Source organism: Salmonella sp. 3C, assembly GCF_025426275.1.
GTDB lineage: Bacteria > Pseudomonadota > Gammaproteobacteria > Enterobacterales > Enterobacteriaceae > Salmonella > Salmonella enterica.
This window is the reverse complement of record NZ_CP104858.1, coordinates 2,361,713-2,383,372: the sequence shown is the minus strand read 5'-3', so window position 1 is coordinate 2,383,372 and position 21,660 is coordinate 2,361,713. Positions and strand designations below refer to the sequence as shown.

Below are 21,660 nucleotides of genomic sequence, written 5' to 3'. Positions count from 1 at the left end.
GCCAAAAGCGCCACGCGTCAGGTTACGCACTACATCATTCGAGGAATACCAGGCGGTCTGCCGGATGGCGGCGGAAAGGACTTATCAGGCCTACGATTACTGTGATTACGACTTACGCAGCATTAGCCAGAGGCTAATCAGGAAGAAAGACGCGCTCGGCAGCAGCGCGCCGACAATCGGCGGAATGCCGTATACCAGCGTCAGCGGGCCAAAAATCTGGTCGAGAACGTAAAAGACGAAGCCGAAGCTAATCCCCGTCACCACGCGCACGCCCATCGGCACACTACGCAGCGGTCCAAAGATAAACGACAGCGCCATCAGCATCATCACCGCCACGGAGAGCGGCTGGAAGATTTTACTCCACATATTGAGCTGATAACGTCCGGCGTCCTGTCCGCTCGACTTCAGATATTTAACGTAGTTATGCAGACCGCTGATGGAAAGCGCATCCGGGTCCAGCGCCACCACGCCTAACTTATCCGGCGTCAGATTCGTTTTCCAGGTGCCGCTCACCGTCTGCGAACCGGTGATCTGTTTCGGGTTTTGCAGATCGGACTCATCCACCTGCGACAAACGCCAGACCTTATGCTCCGGATCGAATTTTGCCGAAGCGGCGTAACGCACCGACTGCAAACGACGCTGATCGTTGAAAGCGTAAATACTAATGCCGGCCAGTTCCTCGTCGCCCTTCACCCGTTCAATATAGACAAAGTTATTCCCGTCTTTCGCCCACAGACCTTGCTGGGTGGAAAGCAGCGAACCGCCATACATCGCCTGCGCACGATAGTTACGCGCCATCTGCTCGCCCTGCGGGGCGACCCATTCGCCGATCGCCATGGTCAACAGCACCAGGGGGATAGCCGTTTTCATCACCGACAGCGCCACCTGCATACGGGTGAAACCCGATGCCTGCATCACCACCAGTTCGCTACGCTGCGCCAGCATCCCCAGTCCCAGCAGCGCGCCAAGCAGCGCCGCCATAGGAAAGAAGATCTGGATATCCTTAGGTACGCTGAGCAGGGTGTACATACCCGCGCCCAGCGCGTCGTAGTTACCCTGCCCCGCTTTTTTCAGCTGATCGACAAACTTGATGATCCCGGAGAGCGACACCAGCATGAACAACGTCATCATGATGGTGGTAAAAATGGTTTTACCGATATAGCGGTCAAGTACACCAAATGGCTGCATTATACCGCTCCTTTACGCAGAAAACGGGCACGCAGGCGGCGGACCGGCACCGTATCCCACAGGTTTAAACCAATCGCCAACGCCAGATAGATCAGGTTGACCGCCCACATCCAGATAACCGGGTCCAGTTTGCCTTTACCGCCATTCGATTTAATGGAGGTCTGGATCAGGAAGAACAGCAGATAAAGCAGCATGGCGGGCAACATAGACAAGACGCGCCCCTGACGTGGATTCACCACGCTGAGCGGCACGACCATCAGCGCCATCATAAACACGGTAAAGACTAACGTGATACGCCAGTGCAGCTCGGCGCGAGCGCGATCGTTGTCGGTATTCCACAGCGTGCGCATGTCCATCTGGTCAGTATCGTTCGGGTCCAGCGCCACGGCCTGATGGCCAATAATCGCCTGATAGTTCTGGAAGTCGGTGATGCGAAAATCGCGTAGCAACGCCGTTCCTTCAAAACGCGTCCCTTTGTTTAAGGTGACAACCTGGGAACCATCGCGCAACTGAGTAAGGTGTCCGGAATCGGCCACGACCACAGAAGGACGAGCATTGCCCTTAGGGCGAATTTGCGCCAGGAAAACATCGTGGAAGTCGCTGCCGTCAACGCTTTCGATGAACAGCACCGAGCTGCCGTTGGTCGCCTGCTGGAATTGTCCCTGCGCCAACGCCGCCATACCGGGGTTCGCTTTCGCCTCCGCCAGCACTTCATCCTGGTGTTTTGACGACCAGGGGCCGGCCCACATCACATTAACCGCCGCAAGGATACCGGTAAATAACGCCAGTACCATGGCGGCCTTTACCAGCACGGCTTTGCTCAACCCACAGGCGTGCATGACCGTAATTTCACTTTCGGTATACAGTTTGCCCAGCGTCATCAGCAGCCCCAGGAACAGGCTTAAAGGCAGGATGAGCTGCGCCATTTCCGGTACGCCCAGCCCCAGAAGCGAGAGCACCAGATTTGCGGGAATATCGCCGTCAACCGCCGCGCCGAGAATCCTCACTAACTTCTGACAAAAGAAGATCAAAAGTAAGATGAAGAGTATCGCCAGCTGGCTTTTGAGCGTCTCCCGCACCAGATATCTTATGATTATCACTTTAAATACGCCCGTAAAAACCCATTTTTTTGCTGGAATTTAGCTTGTTTCATGGCTTAAACGTCATTTATTCTCTTGAGTCGTCGAAATCATCGCTAAGATCATTATACTCAGCGGATTCACCTCTCAGAACTTGTTCTGACGTGCCAATGCCGTAATAACGTTAAGATTAACACGAAGTCACCGCAACAGCGGACATGAGTTACGAAAGCTTTCAATTTCTATACTCTAATGGATTTCGAGTTGCAGGCAGGCGGCAGGACTGTGGAGCCCCGGAGCTTACATCAGGTAAGTGACAGGGGTGAGCAGGCGCAGCCAACGCATCTGCAACTTGAAAGACGACGAGTATAGCTGTAGCCACCACTGTTGTCTTTAAGATTCAGGAGCATAGTGCATGGAGTTCAGTGTAAAAAGCGGTAGCCCGGAGAAACAGCGGAGTGCCTGCATTGTCGTGGGCGTCTTTGAACCGCGTCGCCTTTCTCCGATTGCAGAACAGCTCGACAAAATTAGCGACGGATACATCAGCGCATTGCTGCGTCGCGGCGAACTGGAAGGAAAACCGGGGCAGACTCTGTTGCTGCACCATGTTCCTAACGTTCTTTCCGAGCGAATCCTCCTCATTGGTTGCGGCAAAGAGCGCGAGCTTGATGAACGTCAGTATAAGCAGGTTATTCAGAAAACGATAAATACTCTGAATGATACTGGTTCGATGGAAGCCGTCTGTTTCCTGACCGAACTGCACGTTAAAGGCCGCAACAACTACTGGAAAGTGCGTCAGGCCGTCGAAACGGCCAAAGAGACGCTTTATAGCTTTGATCAACTCAAGACCAACAAGAGCGAGCCGCGCCGCCCGCTACGTAAGATGGTCTTTAATGTGCCGACCCGCCGTGAGCTCACCAGCGGCGAACGCGCCATTCAGCACGGTCTGGCCATCGCCGCCGGGATTAAGGCTGCGAAAGATCTCGGCAACATGCCGCCCAATATCTGTAACGCCGCCTACCTGGCGTCACAGGCGCGCCAGTTGGCCGACAGCTACAGCAAAAATGTCATCACCCGCGTGATCGGCGAACAGCAAATGCGCGAACTGGGTATGAACGCTTATCTGGCGGTCGGCCACGGTTCGCAGAATGAATCGCTGATGTCGGTGATTGAGTACAAGGGCAATCCGTCCGAAGACGCGCGCCCGATCGTGCTGGTGGGTAAAGGCCTGACCTTCGACTCCGGCGGCATCTCCATCAAGCCATCTGAAGGGATGGACGAGATGAAGTACGACATGTGCGGCGCGGCGGCGGTTTACGGCGTGATGCGTATGGTCGCCGAGCTTCAGCTACCGATTAACGTTATCGGCGTACTGGCGGGCTGTGAAAACATGCCGGGCGGACGCGCGTATCGTCCGGGCGACGTACTGACCACCATGTCCGGTCAGACGGTTGAAGTGCTGAATACCGATGCTGAAGGCCGTCTGGTACTGTGCGACGTGCTGACCTACGTTGAGCGCTTCGAACCGGAAGCCGTCATTGACGTCGCGACGCTAACCGGCGCCTGCGTGATTGCGCTGGGCCATCACATTACCGGTCTGATGTCGAACCATAACCCGCTGGCGCATGAACTGATCGGCGCGTCCGAGCAAGCGGGCGACCGCGCGTGGCGTCTGCCGCTGGGCGATGAGTTTCAGGAACAACTGGAGTCCAACTTTGCGGATATGGCGAATATTGGTGGTCGTCCTGGCGGCGCTATCACCGCGGGCTGCTTCCTGTCGCGCTTTACCCGTAAGTATAACTGGGCGCACCTGGATATCGCCGGCACCGCCTGGCGATCCGGCAAAGCGAAAGGCGCGACGGGTCGTCCGGTAGCGCTGCTGTCGCAGTTCCTGCTCAATCGTGCGGGCTTTAACGGCGAAGAGTAAGTTTGAGATTACCCCGTAGGCCTGATAAGGCGCATTAGCGCCGCCATCAGGCGTTTTGCCGGATGGCGCCACGCTTATCCGGCCTACGGGGTGCATCATGGCAACGCATTTAAATCCACCACAAGAAGCCTCATATATGAAGAATGCGACGTTCTATCTTCTGGACAATGACACCACCGTCAACGGTTTAAGCGCCGTTGAACAACTGGTGTGTGAAATTGCCGCAGAACGTTGGCGCGCGGGCAAGCGCGTGCTGATCGCCTGCGAAGATGAGAAGCAGGCCATTCGGCTGGATGAAGCGCTGTGGGCAAGACCGGCGGAAAGTTTTGTCCCGCACAATCTGGCAGGCGAAGGCCCACGCGGCGGCGCGCCGGTTGAAATCGCCTGGCCGCAAAAACGCAACAGCAGCCCGCGCGATATTTTAATCAGCCTGCGTACAAGCTTTGCAGATTTTGCCACCGCTTTCACAGAAGTGGTAGACTTCGTCCCTTACGAAGAAACTTTGAAACAACTGGCGCGCGAACGCTACAAAGCCTACCGCGTGGCTGGTTTTAACCTGAATACGGCAACCTGGAAATAATGGAAAAGACATATAACCCCCAAGATATCGAACAGCCGCTTTACGAGCACTGGGAAAAGCAGGGCTATTTCAAGCCTAACGGCGACGAAAGCAAAGAGTCCTTCTGCATCATGATCCCGCCGCCGAACGTCACCGGCAGTTTGCATATGGGACATGCTTTCCAGCAAACCATCATGGATACCATGATCCGTTACCAGCGTATGCAGGGTAAAAACACCCTGTGGCAGGTCGGCACCGACCACGCCGGGATCGCAACCCAGATGGTGGTTGAGCGCAAGATTGCCGCTGAAGAAGGTAAAACCCGTCACGACTACGGCCGCGATGCGTTTATCGACAAAATCTGGCAGTGGAAAGCGGAATCCGGCGGCACCATTACCCGTCAGATGCGCCGTCTCGGCAACTCCGTTGACTGGGAGCGCGAGCGCTTCACCATGGACGAAGGCCTTTCCAATGCCGTGAAAGAAGTCTTTGTTCGCCTGTACAAAGAAGACCTGATTTACCGTGGCAAACGCCTGGTGAACTGGGACCCGAAACTGCGCACCGCCATCTCTGACCTGGAAGTGGAAAACCGCGAGTCCAAAGGCTCGATGTGGCACATCCGCTATCCGCTGGCCGACGGCGCGAAAACCGCAGACGGTAAAGATTATCTGGTTGTCGCCACCACCCGCCCGGAAACTATTCTCGGCGATACCGGCGTGGCCGTGAACCCGGAAGATCCGCGCTACCAGAGTCTTATCGGTAAATTCGTTATTCTGCCGCTGGTTAACCGCCGCATTCCGATTGTTGGCGACGAACACGCCGATATGGAAAAAGGCACCGGCTGCGTGAAGATCACCCCGGCGCACGACTTTAACGACTATGAGGTCGGGAAACGTCATGCCCTGCCGATGATCAACATCCTGACCTTTGATGGCGACATCCGTGAAAGCGCGGAAGTGTTCGATACCAAAGGTGAAGAGTCTGACGTTTATTCCAGCGAGATTCCGGCTGAGTTCCAAAAGCTGGAACGCTTTGCTGCCCGTAAGGCCATCGTTGCTGCCGTTGACGCGCTCGGCCTGCTGGAAGAAATTAAACCGCACGATCTGACCGTCCCTTACGGCGACCGTGGCGGCGTTGTTATCGAACCGATGCTGACCGACCAGTGGTATGTGCGTGCAGACGTGCTGGCGAAACCGGCGGTGGAAGCGGTTGAGAACGGCGACATTCAGTTCGTGCCGAAGCAGTACGAAAACATGTACTTCTCCTGGATGCGCGATATTCAGGACTGGTGTATCTCTCGTCAGCTGTGGTGGGGTCACCGTATCCCGGCATGGTATGACAACGACGGCAACGTCTACGTTGGCCGTACCGAAGACGAAGTGCGTCAGGAAAATAACCTCGGCGCCGACGTTCAGCTTCGTCAGGACGAAGACGTTCTTGATACCTGGTTCTCCTCCGCGCTGTGGACTTTCTCTACCCTCGGCTGGCCGGAAAACACCGACGCGCTGCGTCAGTTCCACCCGACCAGCGTGATGGTTTCCGGCTTCGACATCATCTTCTTCTGGATTGCCCGCATGATCATGATGACCATGCACTTCATCAAAGATGAAAACGGCAAGCCGCAGGTGCCGTTCCATACCGTCTACATGACCGGTCTGATTCGCGACGACGAAGGCCAGAAGATGTCCAAATCCAAGGGTAACGTTATCGACCCGCTGGATATGGTGGACGGCATCTCCCTGCCGGAACTGCTGGAAAAACGCACCGGCAACATGATGCAGCCGCAGATGGCGGAGAAAATCCGCAAGCGTACCGAGAAGCAGTTCCCGAACGGCATTGAGCCGCACGGCACCGACGCCCTGCGCTTTACCCTGGCGGCGCTGGCCTCGACCGGTCGCGACATCAACTGGGATATGAAGCGTCTGGAAGGTTACCGTAACTTCTGTAACAAGCTGTGGAACGCCAGCCGCTTTGTGCTGATGAACACCGAAGAGCAGGATTGCGGCTTCAACGGCGGTGAAATGACCCTGTCGCTGGCTGACCGTTGGATCCTGGCGGAATTCAACCAGACCGTTAAAGCGTACCGCGACGCGCTGGACAGCTTCCGCTTCGATATCGCCGCGGGCATCCTGTACGAGTTCACCTGGAACCAGTTCTGCGACTGGTATCTGGAGCTGACCAAGCCGGTAATGACCGGGGGTTCCGAGTCTGAACTGCGTGGCACCCGCCATACGCTGGTCACCGTACTGGAAGGTCTGCTGCGCCTGGCGCATCCGATCATTCCGTTCATCACCGAAACCATCTGGCAGCGCGTGAAGGTTATCTGTGGCATTACCGCCGATACCATTATGCTGCAGCCGTTCCCGGAATATAACGCCGCACAGGTGGATGAAGCCGCGCTGGCCGATACCGAGTGGCTGAAGCAGGCGATCGTCGCGGTACGTAACATTCGTGCGGAAATGAACATCGCCCCGGGCAAACCGCTGGAACTGCTGCTGCGCGGCTGTAGTGAAGAAGCCGTTCGTCGTGTTAACGACAACCGTAGCTTCCTGCAAACCCTGGCGCGTCTGGAAAGCATCACCGTGCTGCCAGCCGATGACAAAGGTCCGGTTTCCGTGACCAAAATCATCGACGGCGCTGAACTGCTGATCCCGATGGCAGGCCTCATCAACAAAGACGATGAGCTGGCGCGTCTGGCGAAAGAAGTGGCGAAAATCGAAGGCGAGATTGCCCGTATCGAAGGCAAACTGTCCAACGAAGGTTTCGTTGCCCGCGCGCCGGAAGCGGTCATTGCCAAAGAGCGTGAGAAGCTGGACGGTTACGCAGAAGCGAAAGCGAAGCTGATTGAGCAGCAGGCGGTTATTAGCGCGCTGTAATCTGAAAGCCTGATGGCGCTTCGCTTACCAGGCCTACACGTTCGCTTATTGAAATGGCGCGATCGGTAGGCCGGATAAGGCATTCACGCCGCCATCCGACAACATGAATTATGGGCCGACGTAAACGTCGGCCTTTTTACATCAGATAAACGGGAAGTAAGGCATGATGCCACGAGAAATCCACATTAGCAGGCTGTTTTCCAGCGACTTCTCATCATTGGTTAACTCAAGCGAATCCAGATCGCCCTGGACCTGTGTATTCTGCGCCAGCCAGCTCACCAGCCAAATTTTCAACCACGGATAAGCCAGCCCTAAGGTCACGCCGGAAATCACAAACACCACCAGTAACCGCCACAGCATACCGTGTGCAGTGACAGAGGAATGAAAACGAATCGAATCGTTCGCCAGTGACAAATTGTTTAAAAACAGGTTGCGTAACGCCACATATAAGTAACTGGTTACCACAATAATCGCGAGAAAATAGAGGAAATAACATGCCATTATCTGGCCATAATATTGCAGAATAAGCGCCCCACCTGCCTGCGCATTCCCCATCATACTCAAAAGAATCATGTCGGTGAACACCGGCGCGATTAGATAACCAATCACGACAGCAAAAGGGAAAAGGGTCAACATTGCCAACACGCACCCTCTGATGCACGTTTTAACATTAACCTGAATCGAGAAACGATGAATGCCAAAGTTTGCGCCATTGCCAAACAAGGTCATCCATTTGCTGTAGGTAATACCGTTAATGACCCCTATCCCAATAATAGCCAGCAAACCGAGAAAAACGATATTGAACACTAAACCGCCGACGGCGATAGTTACCAGTGAGATAATATAAAGAACAATATAAAGCGCCACCATCAGGAGTACCGGGAGAGCGAACATGTACCACCAGGCGCGCCGCATGGAACACTGGAATCCAAAATGTACGCCATTAAGCGAAGTCATCATCGCCTGATACTGTAATCCTTTCACCGCCATAAAAGGAATAATCGCAATTAATAAGCCGAATAGCGTAAAACCGAGACCGGGATAACCGTGTTCAATAAGAGAGAGGCTAACAATATAAATAATAAAACTAACAACACACTAATAAATAATGCGCCGCCCGTGGCTTTGTAAGCAAAAGGCTGATTGTTTAGCGTCATATTAGTATAAATATAACGTCGACATTTCACCATCGCCCACGGCGCATAGATTCCCAACGTGATACACGTCAACAAGAAATTCACAAGGCAAATAACAAAATACTTTCCGCCCTTGCCTGTAAACACCAACGTGTGATTATGGTTATCTTTACTACTGATAACGTTATTCATGAATCATATCCCTGAATTACAATCTATTAGAATTAATAATAAAAACCAGTAAATTGTTACTGATTTGACTACGATACTATTTTTGTTTAATTTTTCCGCCTTTTATTTTGTCTGATTCAGGATCTCCTTGCGCGTAACTCAAGACGGTGGTATTAAAGTAATCTATAAATAAATTTTAAAAATTGAGCCATATTATGAATAATGTCGCCTCGCCAACGCTCACGGTGCGCCGAATCACTACCGCCGACAATGCCGCTATTGCCCGTGTCATCCGTCAGGTTTCAGCGGAATACGGACTTACCGCCGATAAAGGTTATACCGTTGCCGACCCCAATCTGGATGAACTGTATCAGGTTTATAGCCAACCGGGCGCGGCCTACTGGGTGGTAGAGCAAAACGGTTGTGTGGTGGGCGGCGGCGGCGTGGCGCCGTTATCCTGTAGCGAACCAGACATTTGTGAACTGCAAAAAATGTATTTTTTACCGGTGATTCGTGGTCAGGGGCTGGCGAAAAAGCTGGCGCTGATGGCGCTGGATCATGCCCGTGAACAGGGTTTTAAACGCTGCTATCTGGAAACAACGGCTTTTTTACGCGAGGCGATTGCGCTATACGAACGTTTAGGATTTGAACATATTAGCGAACCGCTCGGCTGCACCGGACATGTCGATTGCGAAGTGAGGATGTTAAAGGATCTCTGAAAACCAGGCGTTTATTTATCCTCGCCAGGTATTATTTTTGCTGATATAAGTAATCCCGGAAACATCCTGTTATCCGGGAATCACTTATTATTCAAGGAAGTTATAAATGAAACGCCTATTATCAGCAATTGTTTTCCCCGCTATGTTTATTAGTATATCTAATGTATATGCATTAGATATACAGCCCGGCGAATGGAAAATGGAAAATATAGAAATGCGCACCATCAATCCAGATACAAAAGAAGTATTAATGGATGAAAAAAATTCGGGCATAGCGACGCTTATGTGTTATACCCCTAAAATGTCTGAAGATTCTAAAAAAATGGTGAAGGGTTTTTCTACCAGTGCAGGCGGTTGCACGACAACATTTGTAGAAAGTACGGATACCAAACTGATCAATGAGACTGTGTGTAATAATCCTGATGTCAAATCGCACTCTATTGTAGAAACGACGAAAATAAGCGATACAGAATTTGCGATGACCATGAAATCGGATGTCGATGCAGGAGGTAATAAAACAACCTCCATCAACAAAATTAAACAAACCTTTGTTGGCAAGACCTGCTCTGAAGCGTCAAAAGGCGTGAAACAGTAAGTATTTCAACACAAGAACCCGTAGTGATGATGCAAAAAGGGCATTGTTCACGGTAACCTTTCGGGAATATAACACTGAGTGAGTTCTTTTTGCCTGCCTCAGGGCAGGCTTTACTCAGGACAGAATATCATGAAAATGACTTTTCCTGCTCGCCAGCAGTTTGATGCCGGGCGGATGACCACGCAGGTGGCAACAGCGTAAAAGATAAAAACGCTAATCTTTAATTTTACCCTTTATCCGGCGGCTGGCACGCCGCTATGAAAACGAAACTCGCGGTCTGGCGACAAGATAAGGTCAGCTTCCACCTCGCCAAAATAGCGCACGCGCGCAGAAATGTCCTCGGCGGAAATCTGCTGCGCCAGCGCCAGGTAATCCTGATAATGCCGCGCTTCGGAGCGCAGAAGCGAGAGATAAAACGTCTGTAAATCCTCATCCAGCCAGGGCGCCAGAGCGGCAAAACGTTCGCAGGAGCGGGCTTCGATATACGCCCCGCAAATCAGCTTATCAATTAAGGTGAGCGGTTCGTGCGTGCGTACCGCTTTCAACATTCCTTTCGCGTAGCGGCTGGCGGTGATTTTCACATAAGGAATGTTTCTGGCCTGCATGACCTCGCGTACCTGCCAAAAATGGTGCAACTCCTCTTTAATCAATAACACCATACGGTCGATAAGCTGACGTCCCCAGGGGTCATCAGTTTGCGGCATGGCGCTTTTGCTAATCTGTTTATGCAGGGCAACAAAATCCGGCTCCGGCCCCTGACGAAACGCGAACGCCTCGTAAGGTTGCAGCCAGGCGAGCAGCGCGTCGGCGCCCGATTTATTGGCGACATATTTACGCACCAACAGCAACGCGGTTTGCGCAGCCTTCAGTTCGCAGATCAAGTGATCGGTAAGCAGAAGAGGAAGATTTTGCGGATCGCGGGCCTGGACAATCCACGCCTGCGGCGTCGGGCAATGCAGGAAATTAAGCACCGGAGAGAGTATTTGCGGGTAATTCATACGTAACCTGTTAAAAAAATACGACAGCAGACGCTGCCGTACCGTCATACTATGCAGCTTTAGTGACGCACGCCGTCGTCATCTTCATCGACATAATCGTCGTCATCACCCTCTTCGCCATTAGGGTCTTCAAAATAGGTTCCCCAGCCGTCGTATTCGACATCATATTTTTCCGCCAGGTTCATCAGTTGCTCAACCTGAGCGTCGATGAGTTCGGCGTTCAACGCGCACTCGCTGAGGATGTCGCAACAAATAACCGTATCGCCCTCTTCCACTTCCAACTCTTCCGGCTCCGTCACTTCATAGCCGAGTTTAAAGGCTTCTACCGCGGCTTTTTCCAACGTTTCGAAATCGTCAGCGGAAAGGTGATGCTCGATAGTGTACAGCGCATCCGGATCGCTGCCGTCCTCAAGTAACTCTTCAATAATTAAGCGCGTTTCTTCACGCTGCTCTTCCAGTAATTCCGGGTTTGCCATAGCTCGTTCCTCATAGATGTCCTGCCGATACTCTTATTGTCACATACCGCCGACGTTGCCTCCACCTTATCGAGAAAAGTTTTATCAAACAGAGTTGCAAATGAATAATCATCCATATAAAGTGAATTTTAATTCAATGAGAGGCCTAAGCCATGTGAGGGAAGTATGTCTACGTTTTACCAAAAACCTTTTTTAAAGTTACTTGATTTCACCGCCAGCGAACTCACTGCTCTGTTGCAGCTTGCCGCCGAACTGAAAGCCGATAAGAAAAACGGTAAAGAAGAACAAAAGCTGGTGGGTAAGAATATTGCGCTCATCTTCGAAAAAGACTCGACCCGGACACGATGCTCTTTCGAAGTTGCCGCATACGATCAGGGGGCGCGCGTGACGTACCTGGGTTCCAGCGGGAGCCAGATCGGCCATAAAGAGTCCATCAAAGATACTGCCCGCGTCCTGGGCCGGATGTTTGACGGTATTCAGTATCGAGGATATGGCCAGGAGATCGTCGAAACGCTGGCTGAATATTCCGGTGTGCCGGTATGGAACGGTTTAACCGATGAGTATCACCCAACGCAATTACTGGCGGATCTGCTCACCATGCAGGAACATCTGCCGGGTAAAGCCTTTAACGAGATGACGTTGGTCTATGCCGGAGACGCGCGTAATAACATGGGTAACTCCATGCTGGAAGCCGCCGCGTTAACAGGATTGGATCTCCGTCTGGTCGCGCCAAAAGCCTGCTGGCCGCAAGCCGCGTTAGTGGCGGAGTGCAGCGCCATGGCGAAAAAGAACGGCGGCGCCATCACCCTGACCGAAGATATCGCCTCAGGCGTAAAAGGCGCGGATTTTATCTATACCGATGTTTGGGTCTCTATGGGCGAACCCAAAGAGAAATGGGCGGAGCGTATTGCCCTGCTGCGTGATTATCAGGTCAACAGCCAGATGATGGCGTTAACCGGCAATCCGCAGGTTAAGTTCCTGCATTGTCTGCCTGCGTTCCATGATGACGAAACCACGCTCGGCAAAAAAATGGCCGAAGAGTACGGTTTACATGGCGGGATGGAAGTGACCGACGAGGTTTTTGAGTCTGCGGCCAGCATTGTCTTTGATGAAGCGGAAAACCGAATGCATACCATCAAAGCAGTAATGGTAGCGACGCTGTCTAAATAATGTCGTGATGATGCCGGATGGCGGTTGGCCTACAAGATCGCAACGTGCAGGCGCCGCCATCCGGCACAAAATATTACGCCATCAGCATTTTCACAACCGCTTTACGTACCCGCGCCGGTTCTCCCACCGCGCACAGGGGCTTATGCACTTCGCCGGGATAAAGCACCACAAAGTCGCCTTCGTTCAGGACGACGGTTTTCTCGTCGACGCTCGTCGGTAAAAATGCAATGTCTTTATCCGCCAGCCAGTCCGTGTGCGGCGTCCCCGCAGGCTGGGTGCTGAATGCCATCCCTTCCTGACCTTGTAGCACAATCTGAATATCAAGATAACGGGCGTGATACTCTGCGCTGCGCGATTCGCCCGGCTCCGTCATATTTTCAGAAATCATATAAAACAGCCTGTCGCCGTCAATGTCATACTTACCTGGCGCGGTCGTTGCCGTGACATGCGCATTGACGTGCTCAATCGCCTGCCGTAACGCCGTCGGCAGCCAGGCCTCCAGATGTTCAATATTGCCAATAATCATCGCATCCCCTTAGTTAAAACAGCGTTTTATTTTTCTCTTTATACGAGGAAAATGGCTGCCATACTACCCTTACTCTCATCGATTTTGCGCCAGCGCATGTTTATCGCCAGCGGTGTTTATATATTGTTAATAGTTCGCCCAACTTTATGCAGTACCTATGCATAAACCCCAGCGGCGCCAAATTGCCATCACTAACAACGCTTTGATATTAAAGGCGTTAACATAAAAACGTTTTAGCGATCACAATTCGCTCTCCCTGCATAAATGACTTCTATATCCATAGTTATTTTTAAATTATTTAAATATCCCCGATAATAAAATCCCCCTCACGCATAGTTATGCAACCATTAAAAATAATCATTTTATTTTCAATGAGTTAAGATTTAAATATCATTCAATACAACAAACAAATAATTAACAATAAAAAAATAACAAACCATATAGCTGCGTAGTAATTCATTTAATGCCTTATTGTTTTTTGAATTTCTCTGACCCGGCTCATATATTAAGTAAGAAAAATAGCACTCCTTGATTGATGTGAATCTCATCACATTAACAACCCAAATAAAATTCAATCATTGCTCCCGAATTTAACTGAAACGCCGCGACTGCAAGCACGCTAAATATTTGCAGCCACTCCTTCTTTATTCTTGAAATTATGTAAAAGGTATAATGATGGAAAAGCATTTTGTCGGTTCTGAAATCGGTCAATTACGCAGCGTAATGTTGCATCGGCCCAATCTCAGCCTAAAAAGACTTACCCCTTCAAATTGTCAGGAATTACTTTTTGACGATGTATTATCCGTAGAGCGCGCTGGCGAAGAGCATGACATTTTTGCCAACACGCTGCGCCAGCAAGGGATAGAAGTGTTGCTGTTAACCGACCTGCTCACCCAAACGCTGGATGTGGCTGACGCTAAAGCCTGGCTACTGGATACGCAAATTTCCGATTATCGCCTTGGGCCCACCTTTGCCGCAGATATTCGTGCCTGGCTGGCGGATATGCCGCACCGTGAACTGGCTCGCCATTTAAGCGGCGGTTTAACTTACGGCGAAATCCCCGCCTCCATAAAAAATATGGTGGTCGATACTCACGATATTAATGACTTTATTATGAAGCCATTACCGAATCACCTATTTACCCGTGACACGTCCTGCTGGATATATAACGGCGTCTCAATTAACCCCATGGCGAAACCTGCACGCCAACGTGAAACGAATAATTTACGTGCCATTTATCGCTGGCATCCTCAATTCGCAGGCGGTGATTTCATTAAATATTTCGGCGACGAGGACATTAATTACGACCACGCCACTTTAGAGGGCGGCGATGTGCTGGTGATTGGCCGCGGCGCGGTGTTGATCGGTATGTCTGAACGTACTACGCCGCAGGGCGTCGAGTTCCTGGCGCAGGCATTGTTTAAACATCGTCAGGCGGAACGCGTCATTGCCGTTGAACTGCCAAAACATCGCTCCTGTATGCACCTTGACACCGTCATGACCCACATTGATATCGACACCTTCTCTGTCTATCCGGAAGTCGTTCGCCCGGACGTTCAGTGCTGGACGCTGACGCCAGACGGACGCGGCGGTCTGAAACGAACCCAGGAGAGCACGCTGGTTCATGCTCTTGAAAAAGCGCTTGGCATCGATCAGGTGCGCTTAATCACCACTGGCGGCGACGCATTTGAAGCTGAGCGCGAACAGTGGAATGACGCCAATAACGTGCTCACCCTGCGTCCCGGCGTGGTGGTGGGCTATGAGCGCAACATCTGGACCAACGAAAAATACGACAAAGCCGGCATTACCGTCCTTCCCATTCCCGGCGATGAACTGGGTCGCGGGCGCGGAGGCGCACGCTGCATGAGCTGTCCACTGGAACGCGATGGTATTTAAAGGAGACGTTATGGAAAACAAACGCACACTGGTCGTCGCGCTGGGCGGCAATGCGCTGCTCAAACGCGGCGAACCGCTGGAGGCTGATATTCAGCGTAAAAATATCGAACTGGCGGCCAGAACCATCGCCCAGCTTACGCGGCAATGGCGCGTGGTGTTAGTGCACGGCAACGGCCCACAGGTAGGACTGCTGGCGCTACAAAATAGCGCCTACGCTAACGTTACACCCTACCCGCTCGATATTCTCGGTGCGGAAAGCCAGGGCATGATTGGCTACATGCTGCAACAGGCGCTGAAGAATCATCTGCCGGAGCGTGAAATCAGCGTCCTGCTCACCCAGGTCGAAGTCGATGCCAACGACCCGGCATTCCTCAATCCAACCAAATATATCGGACCGATTTACGACGAAGCGCAGGCCCGTGCGTTACAGGCAGAAAAAGGCTGGGTATTCAAAGCCGACGGTAACGCCTTCCGCCGCGTTGTGCCTTCCCCGCAGCCGAAACGCATTGTGGAAAACGATGCCATCCGCGCGCTGATTAGCCGCGATCACCTGGTTATCTGTAACGGCGGCGGCGGTGTGCCGGTCGTGGAAAAAGCCGATGGCTACCACGGTATCGAGGCGGTGATCGACAAAGATCTGTCCGCCGCCCTGCTTGCCAGCCAAATTCACGCCGACGCGCTGCTCATTCTGACCGATGCCGACGCGGTGTATCTCGACTGGGGCAAACCCACCCAACGCCCGCTGGCGCAGGTTACGCCGGAGCTGCTTCGTGAAATGCAGTTCGACGCCGGTTCGATGGGCCCGAAAGTGACCGCCTGCGCTGAGTTTGTCGGCCATTGCCGCGGCATTGCCGGAATCGGCTCGCTGGCGGATGGGCAAGCCATTCTCGCGGGCGAGAAAGGTACTTTGATTCGGTGTGAAACCGCCGACGTTGACGCATAAGGCTTTTTACCGGATGGCGGCTTCCGCCTTATTCGGCCTACAGAGCGCGCATAACCGTGGGCCGGATAAGCGCAGCGCCATCAGGCAATTCATTTTAACAAGGATATTGTAATGGTTATTTCACTGAAAAATCGTAACTTTTTGAAGCTGCTTGACTACACCCCGGCGGAAATCCAACACCTCATCGATCTGGCTATTGAGCTGAAAGCCGCAAAAAAAGCCGGATGCGAAAAGCAAACGCTGATCGGCAAAAACATCGCGCTGATTTTTGAAAAAACCTCTACCCGCACCCGATGCGCGTTTGAAGTCGCCGCGTTCGACCAGGGCGCGCAGGTGACTTATCTCGGCCCAAGCGGCTCGCAGATCGGCCATAAAGAGTCCATGAAAGATACTGCTCGCGTCCTGGGGCGGATGTATGACGGCATCGAATATCGCGGATTTGGTCAACACATTGTGGAAGAGCTGGGGGAATACGCGGGCGTTCCCGTCTGGAACGGCCTGACCGATGAATTTCACCCCACACAGATCCTGGCCGATCTGATGACCATGCTGGAACATGCGCCGGGCAAAACGCTGCCGGAACTGAGCGTCGCCTACCTGGGCGACGCGCGCAACAACATGGGCAATTCGCTGATGGTGGGCGCGGCGAAGATGGGCATGGATATCCGTCTGATAGCGCCAAAGTCCTTCTGGCCTGATGCCGCGCTGGTCGCGCAGTGCCGGGAAATCGCCAGCGTTACCGGCGCTCGTATCACCTTAACGGAGAGCGTTGAAGATGGCGTTCACGGTGTGGATTTCCTCTATACCGACGTCTGGGTCTCGATGGGAGAACCCAAAGAAGCCTGGGCGGAGCGCGTCAGTCTGATGACGCCATATCAGGTCAACCAGCAGGTGGTAAACGCTACCGGTAATCCTGATGTGAAGTTTATGCACTGCCTGCCCGCCTTCCATAACGAGCACACCAAAGTGGGACGCGAAATCGAAATGGCTTACGGCCTGAAAGGACTGGAGGTCACGGAAGAGGTGTTCGAGTCCGCAGACTCGATAGTCTTCGATGAAGCGGAAAACCGGATGCACACCATCAAAGCGGTCATGGTGGCGACGCTCGGCGACTAATCCCACAGGATATGCGCCCTCGCGGCGCATATCCGTGATATCAGGAGAGAACATCATGGGTAAATTTAAATTTCCCACCGCTTATACCATCCTGTTTATTCTTATTGCCCTGGTCGCGGTGATGACCTGGATTGTGCCGGCGGGAAAATACCAAATGGCGATGAACGCCACGCTGGGAAAAGAGGTGCCGGTGGCGGGAACGTATGCCCCTGTGGACGCGCATCCGCAAGGGATTACCGCTGTTTTACTGGCGCCGATTGACGGCCTCTATAACCACGAAACCTACACCGCCGGCGCCATTGACGTCGCGCTGTTTGTCTTGATTATCGGCGGCTTTCTGGGGGTGGTGAATAAAACGGGGGCGATTGATGCCGGTATTGAACGGGTAACAGCCAAACTCAACGGCAAAGATGAGTGGATGATCCCCATTCTGATGGCGCTGTTCGCCGCAGGCGGCACTATCTATGGCATGGCGGAGGAGTCGTTGCCCTTCTACACGCTGCTGGTGCCGGTCATGATGGCGGCCCGCTTCGATCCGTTAGTGGCGGCGGCAACCGTACTGCTCGGCGCGGGGATAGGCTCGCTCGGTTCGACCATTAACCCTTTCGCCACGGTCATTGCCGCCAACGCCGCCGGCATCCCTTTTACTCAGGGAATGCTGATGCGCGTACTGCTGTTAATTGTCGGCTACGTACTGTGCGTGTTTTGGGTAATGCGCTATGCGCGCAAAGTCCGCGCCCATCCTGAGCTTTCTATCGTGGCGGATAAAATGGAGGAAAACCGCGCCCATTTCCTCGGCAATCGCGCCAATACTCTGCTGGAGTTTACGGCTACCCGGAAATGGGTGCTGCTGATCTTCGCCGCCTCTTTCGCGGTGATGATTTACGGCGTGGCGGTTCTCGGCTGGTGGATGGCGGAAATCTCCAGCGTCTTTCTGGCGGCGACGATTATCGTTGGCGTGATAACGCGGATGGGTGAGGAAGCGTTCACCAGTACCTTTATTGACGGCGCGCGGGATTTACTCGGCGTGGCGCTAATTATTGGTATCGCGCGCGGCATTGTGGTGGTCATGGATAACGGTATGATTACCCACACCATTTTGCACAGCGCGGAAAGTCTGGTTTCCGGCCTCTCTACCACCATTTTCATAAACGTAACCTACTGGCTGGAAGTATTGCTCTCCTTCCTGGTGCCCTCCTCTTCCGGTCTTGCCGTATTGACAATGCCCATTATGGCGCCGTTAGCGGATTTTGCCCACGTACAGCGGGATTTGGTCGTAACCGCCTACCAGTCGGCCTCCGGGATTGTGAACCTGGTTACGCCCACCTCCGCCGTGGTCATGGGCGGTCTGGCGATCGCGCGGGTTCCCTATGTTCGCTATCTGAAATGGGTCGCGCCGCTGTTACTGATCCTGACATTGCTGAATATGGCGGTACTGAGCATCGGAGCGATGATGTAACGAGCCAGATGGCGACGCGTCTTATCCGACAGGACTGATAAGCACAGCGCCATCAGGCACGCCGTCACCTTTTTTGATCGGCTTCTCATTTTCCTGCAAAACCGCCCGATTGATCCGCAATCAATGTGACAAATGTGATGAATTTCGCCAGTCCGTTGATATTAATAATAAAGATAAGGTGCATTTATGAAGGAATACGATGATTACTCCGCCAAAGAACAACAGCAACTGGCGGTTTGTCAGCGCCTGATTAGTGAAAAAAGTTACCTGTCCCAGGAGGAGATTCGCCGCGATTTACAAAATGAGGGATTTGAAGGTATCAGTCAGTCTACGGTTTCGCGCCTGCTCAAACTGCTGGGCGCAATAAAAATCAGAAATACGAAGGGACAAAAGATTTATTCCGTAAATCCCCAGCGGCGTCCTTCGCCGGATGCCGGACGTTCAATAGCCGAAATGGTCGTTAGCGTTGAACATAATAGCGAATTTATCCTTATCCATACGGCGGCAGGTTATGGTCGCGCCGTCGCGAGAATTCTGGATTACCACGCATTGCCGGAAATTCTCGGCGTCGTTGCCGGTAGCAGTATTGTCTGGGTCGCACCGCGGGTCGTTCAGCGCACGGCGCTGGTACACAAACAAATTAATTATTTGCTTAAAATGAATTTAAATTCATAAGAACCGTTTGCGACAAGTAAATCATGCATTAATTCGCTTGATCCCAAAACAGAGCTGAGTATAATCGCGGACAATTTGCCGGGAGGAAGCATGGTTCAGTGTGTACGACATTCTGTCTTACCGCGTCTGAAAAAAGACGCAGGCCTGCCGTTTTTCTTTCCGTTGAAAACCAATACCAAGCCCCTCAATTGAGGGGCTTTTTTTTGCCCAGGCGTCAGGAGATAAACATGGCTAACCCGCTATATCAAAAACATATCATTTCCATAAACGACCTCAGCCGCGACGATCTTAATCTGGTACTGGCGACGGCGGCGAAATTAAAAGCCAACCCGCAGCCGGAGCTTTTGAAACATAAAGTGATCGCCAGCTGCTTTTTCGAAGCCTCCACGCGTACCCGCCTGTCGTTTGAAACTTCAATGCATCGCCTGAGCGCCAGCGTAGTGGGCTTCTCCGACAGCGCCAACACGTCGCTGGGGAAAAAAGGAGAAACGTTAGCCGACACGATCTCAGTGATTAGCACTTACGTGGACGCGATTGTGATGCGCCATCCGCAAGAAGGCGCGGCACGTCTGGCGACGGAGTTTTCCGGTCAGGTGCCGGTGCTCAATGCGGGCGACGGTTCGAACCAGCATCCGACACAGACCCTGTTGGATCTGTTCACCATCCAGGAAACGCAGGGCCGTCTGGATAACTTGCATATCGCGATGGTCGGCGATCTGAAATATGGCCGCACCGTGCATTCGCTAACCCAGGCGCTGGCGAAATTTAGCGGCAACCGTTTTTATTTTATCGCGCCGGACGCGCTGGCGATGCCGCAGTACATTCTGGATATGCTGGATGAAAAAGGGATGGCCTGGAGCCTGCATGGTTCTATTGAAGAGGTCATGGCCGACGTCGACATCCTCTATATGACTCGCGTACAGAAAGAGCGTCTCGACCCGTCGGAGTACGCCAATGTGAAGGCGCAGTTTGTTCTGCGCGCCAGCGACCTGAACGGCGCGCGTGAAAATATGAAAGTACTGCACCCGCTGCCGCGCATTGATGAAATCACCACGGATGTGGATAAAACGCCACACGCCTGGTACTTCCAACAGGCGGGCAACGGTATTTTCGCTCGCCAGGCGTTACTGGCGTTGGTACTGAATAGCGAACTGAGTCTGTAAGGGAGAAAAGCGATGACACACGATAACAAACTGCAGGTTGAAGCCATTAAATGCGGCACCGTGATTGACCATATCCCTGCGCAGGTAGGCTTTAAACTGCTGAGTCTGTTTAAATTGACCGAGACCGATCAGCGAATCACTATCGGTCTGAATCTCCCGTCTGGTGAGATGGGGCGTAAAGACTTAATCAAAATAGAAAACACCTTTCTCACCGATGAGCAGGTTAACCAACTTGCTCTGTACGCGCCGCAGGCCACTGTTAACCGCATCGACAACTACGACGTAGTCGGGAAATCACGCCCCAGCCTGCCAGAGCGTATTAATAATGTGCTGGTTTGCCCGAACAGCAACTGCATCAGCCACGCGGAACCGGTATCCTCCAGCTTTGCAGTGAAAAAACGCGCCAATGATATCGCCCTCAAATGCAAATACTGTGAAAAAGAGTTTTCGCATTATGTGGTGCTGGCCAACTAATTTGGGTTGGTTATGAGATCCCGGCTCCCTATAATGAGCGGGGACATTCTATTACCGCTGTAATTCAGGAGAAATCATGAGCAAAACTATTGCGACGGAAAATGCACCAGCAGCAATCGGCCCATACGTACAGGGCGTTGACCTGGGTAGCATGGTAATCACTTCCGGTCAGATCCCGGTCGATCCGAAAACCGGTGCCGTAGCGGAAGACGTATCCGCTCAGGCACGTCAGTCGCTGGAAAACGTTAAAGCTATCGTGGAAGCCGCTGGCCTGAAAGTAGGCGACATTGTGAAAACGACCGTATTCGTGAAAGACCTGAACGATTTCGCGACCGTCAACGCCACCTACGAAGCCTTCTTCACCGAGCACAACGCCACCTTCCCGGCGCGTTCCTGCGTGGAAGTTGCCCGTCTGCCGAAAGACGTGAAAATTGAGATTGAAGCGATCGCTGTTCGTCGCTAAGCGCCGGACGTTATCCCCGCCGGGCGGCGCAAGTTTGCCCGGTTCGGGGCA

22 protein-coding genes and 2 pseudogenes are annotated in these 21,660 nt (G+C 52.6%); 16 read left to right on the top strand and 8 right to left on the bottom strand.

The window, feature by feature from the left end; genetic code table 11:
* Nucleotides 1-105: 105 nt before the first annotated feature.
* From lptG to N7E69_RS11280, 3 genes are all read right to left on the bottom strand, one after another.
* Complete coding sequence (gene lptG / locus N7E69_RS11290; RefSeq protein WP_001182242.1) at nucleotides 106-1,188, bottom strand: LPS export ABC transporter permease LptG; 1,083 nt, start codon at nucleotides 1,186-1,188, stop codon at nucleotides 106-108.
* Complete coding sequence (gene lptF / locus N7E69_RS11285) at nucleotides 1,188-2,288, bottom strand: LPS export ABC transporter permease LptF (protein ID WP_000584132.1); 1,101 nt, start codon at nucleotides 2,286-2,288, stop codon at nucleotides 1,188-1,190. Before lptF ends, lptG begins: the two co-directional genes overlap by 1 nt.
* 63 nt (nucleotides 2,289-2,351) lie before the next feature.
* Nucleotides 2,352-2,402: a hypothetical protein gene (locus N7E69_RS11280; RefSeq protein ID WP_212724070.1), complete on the bottom strand. Its 51-nt coding sequence runs from the start codon at nucleotides 2,400-2,402 to the stop codon at nucleotides 2,352-2,354.
* A gap of 280 nt (nucleotides 2,403-2,682) precedes the next feature.
* Between N7E69_RS11280 and pepA the strand changes: the two genes are divergently transcribed.
* From pepA to N7E69_RS11265, 3 genes are all read left to right on the top strand, one after another.
* Entirely contained in the window at nucleotides 2,683-4,194 is a 1,512-nt protein-coding gene (gene pepA / locus N7E69_RS11275; protein WP_000397158.1) for a leucyl aminopeptidase, read from the top strand.
* 136 nt (nucleotides 4,195-4,330) lie between these two features.
* Entirely contained in the window at nucleotides 4,331-4,774 is a 444-nt protein-coding gene (holC, locus tag N7E69_RS11270; protein WP_001523689.1) for a DNA polymerase III subunit chi, read from the top strand.
* Entirely contained in the window at nucleotides 4,774-7,629 is a 2,856-nt protein-coding gene (locus N7E69_RS11265) for a valine--tRNA ligase (RefSeq protein ID WP_000416325.1), read from the top strand. The genes holC and N7E69_RS11265 overlap by 1 nt, the downstream gene beginning before the upstream one ends.
* Nucleotides 7,630-7,770: 141 nt before the next feature.
* On the opposite strand, the pseudogene N7E69_RS11260 reads toward N7E69_RS11265, so the two are convergent.
* A pseudogene (locus N7E69_RS11260) lies at nucleotides 7,771-8,957 on the bottom strand (YjgN family protein).
* A 194-nt stretch (nucleotides 8,958-9,151) separates the two neighbouring features.
* On the opposite strand from N7E69_RS11260, the gene N7E69_RS11255 reads away from it, so the two are divergent.
* Entirely contained in the window at nucleotides 9,152-9,655 is a 504-nt protein-coding gene (locus N7E69_RS11255; RefSeq protein WP_001519079.1) for a GNAT family N-acetyltransferase, read from the top strand.
* A gap of 106 nt (nucleotides 9,656-9,761) precedes the next feature.
* The gene (locus N7E69_RS11250; protein ID WP_000826193.1) at nucleotides 9,762-10,250 is read left to right on the top strand and encodes a DUF3617 domain-containing protein; all 489 of its coding nucleotides are present in this window, start codon (nucleotides 9,762-9,764) and stop codon (nucleotides 10,248-10,250) included.
* Between the two features lie 233 nt (nucleotides 10,251-10,483).
* On the opposite strand, the gene miaE is transcribed toward N7E69_RS11250, so the two are convergent.
* The gene (gene miaE / locus N7E69_RS11245; RefSeq protein WP_000218463.1) at nucleotides 10,484-11,296 is read right to left on the bottom strand and encodes a tRNA isopentenyl-2-thiomethyl-A-37 hydroxylase MiaE; all 813 of its coding nucleotides are present in this window, start codon (nucleotides 11,294-11,296) and stop codon (nucleotides 10,484-10,486) included.
* 11 nt (nucleotides 11,297-11,307) lie between these two features.
* On the bottom strand, nucleotides 11,308-11,724 hold the full coding sequence (gene rraB / locus N7E69_RS11240) for a ribonuclease E inhibitor RraB (RefSeq protein WP_000002940.1): 417 nt from the start codon (nucleotides 11,722-11,724) through the stop codon (nucleotides 11,308-11,310).
* A 16-nt stretch (nucleotides 11,725-11,740) separates the two neighbouring features.
* Here rraB and argL point away from each other — a divergent pair, with 16 nt between their 5' ends.
* Nucleotides 11,741-11,920 carry a putative translational regulatory protein ArgL gene (argL, locus tag N7E69_RS24550; protein ID WP_370791389.1) on the top strand — a complete coding sequence of 60 codons (180 nt, stop codon included), beginning with the start codon at nucleotides 11,741-11,743 and terminating at the stop codon, nucleotides 11,918-11,920.
* Nucleotides 11,890-12,894 (top strand): ornithine carbamoyltransferase, encoded by a 1,005-nt coding sequence (argF, locus tag N7E69_RS11230; RefSeq protein ID WP_000103033.1) that lies wholly within the window; start codon nucleotides 11,890-11,892, stop codon nucleotides 12,892-12,894. The genes argL and argF (N7E69_RS11230) overlap by 31 nt, the downstream gene beginning before the upstream one ends.
* A gap of 73 nt (nucleotides 12,895-12,967) precedes the next feature.
* Here the strand turns inward: argF (N7E69_RS11230) and N7E69_RS11225 are convergent, their stop codons facing one another.
* On the bottom strand, nucleotides 12,968-13,420 hold the full coding sequence (locus N7E69_RS11225; RefSeq protein WP_000583452.1) for a YhcH/YjgK/YiaL family protein: 453 nt from the start codon (nucleotides 13,418-13,420) through the stop codon (nucleotides 12,968-12,970).
* Nucleotides 13,421-14,095: 675 nt separating this feature from the next.
* Between N7E69_RS11225 and arcA the strand changes: the two genes are divergently transcribed.
* From arcA to N7E69_RS11200, 5 genes are all read left to right on the top strand, one after another.
* A complete protein-coding gene (gene arcA, locus N7E69_RS11220) occupies nucleotides 14,096-15,316 on the top strand; it encodes an arginine deiminase (protein WP_000410844.1) in 1,221 nt (406 codons plus the stop codon).
* Nucleotides 15,317-15,326: 10 nt separating this feature from the next.
* Nucleotides 15,327-16,259, top strand: a complete 933-nt coding sequence (arcC, locus tag N7E69_RS11215; protein ID WP_000428750.1) for a carbamate kinase — start codon at nucleotides 15,327-15,329, stop codon at nucleotides 16,257-16,259.
* 111 nt (nucleotides 16,260-16,370) lie between these two features.
* The gene (argF, locus tag N7E69_RS11210; protein WP_000237037.1) at nucleotides 16,371-17,375 is read left to right on the top strand and encodes an ornithine carbamoyltransferase; all 1,005 of its coding nucleotides are present in this window, start codon (nucleotides 16,371-16,373) and stop codon (nucleotides 17,373-17,375) included.
* A gap of 55 nt (nucleotides 17,376-17,430) precedes the next feature.
* The gene (locus N7E69_RS11205; protein WP_000514419.1) at nucleotides 17,431-18,834 is read left to right on the top strand and encodes a YfcC family protein; all 1,404 of its coding nucleotides are present in this window, start codon (nucleotides 17,431-17,433) and stop codon (nucleotides 18,832-18,834) included.
* A gap of 186 nt (nucleotides 18,835-19,020) precedes the next feature.
* Complete coding sequence (locus N7E69_RS11200) at nucleotides 19,021-19,509, top strand: arginine repressor (protein ID WP_000666051.1); 489 nt, start codon at nucleotides 19,021-19,023, stop codon at nucleotides 19,507-19,509.
* Here the strand turns inward: N7E69_RS11200 and N7E69_RS11195 are convergent.
* A pseudogene (locus N7E69_RS11195) lies at nucleotides 19,479-19,620 on the bottom strand (hypothetical protein). The gene N7E69_RS11200 and the pseudogene N7E69_RS11195 sit on opposite strands and share 31 nt — an antisense overlap.
* On the opposite strand from N7E69_RS11195, the gene pyrL reads away from it, so the two are divergent.
* The 4 genes from pyrL (at nucleotide 19,600) to ridA (ending at nucleotide 21,609) form a co-directional block, all read left to right on the top strand.
* On the top strand, nucleotides 19,600-19,701 hold the full coding sequence (gene pyrL / locus N7E69_RS11190) for a pyr operon leader peptide (RefSeq protein ID WP_000249504.1): 102 nt from the start codon (nucleotides 19,600-19,602) through the stop codon (nucleotides 19,699-19,701). The pseudogene N7E69_RS11195 and the gene pyrL overlap by 21 nt on opposite strands.
* A gap of 35 nt (nucleotides 19,702-19,736) precedes the next feature.
* Entirely contained in the window at nucleotides 19,737-20,672 is a 936-nt protein-coding gene (gene pyrB, locus N7E69_RS11185; RefSeq protein WP_000013060.1) for an aspartate carbamoyltransferase, read from the top strand.
* Nucleotides 20,673-20,684: 12 nt separating this feature from the next.
* On the top strand, nucleotides 20,685-21,146 hold the full coding sequence (gene pyrI, locus N7E69_RS11180) for an aspartate carbamoyltransferase regulatory subunit (RefSeq protein ID WP_000148567.1): 462 nt from the start codon (nucleotides 20,685-20,687) through the stop codon (nucleotides 21,144-21,146).
* 76 nt (nucleotides 21,147-21,222) lie between these two features.
* Complete coding sequence (gene ridA / locus N7E69_RS11175) at nucleotides 21,223-21,609, top strand: 2-iminobutanoate/2-iminopropanoate deaminase (protein ID WP_000047544.1); 387 nt, start codon at nucleotides 21,223-21,225, stop codon at nucleotides 21,607-21,609.
* The last annotated feature ends 51 nt before the right edge of the window (nucleotides 21,610-21,660 follow it).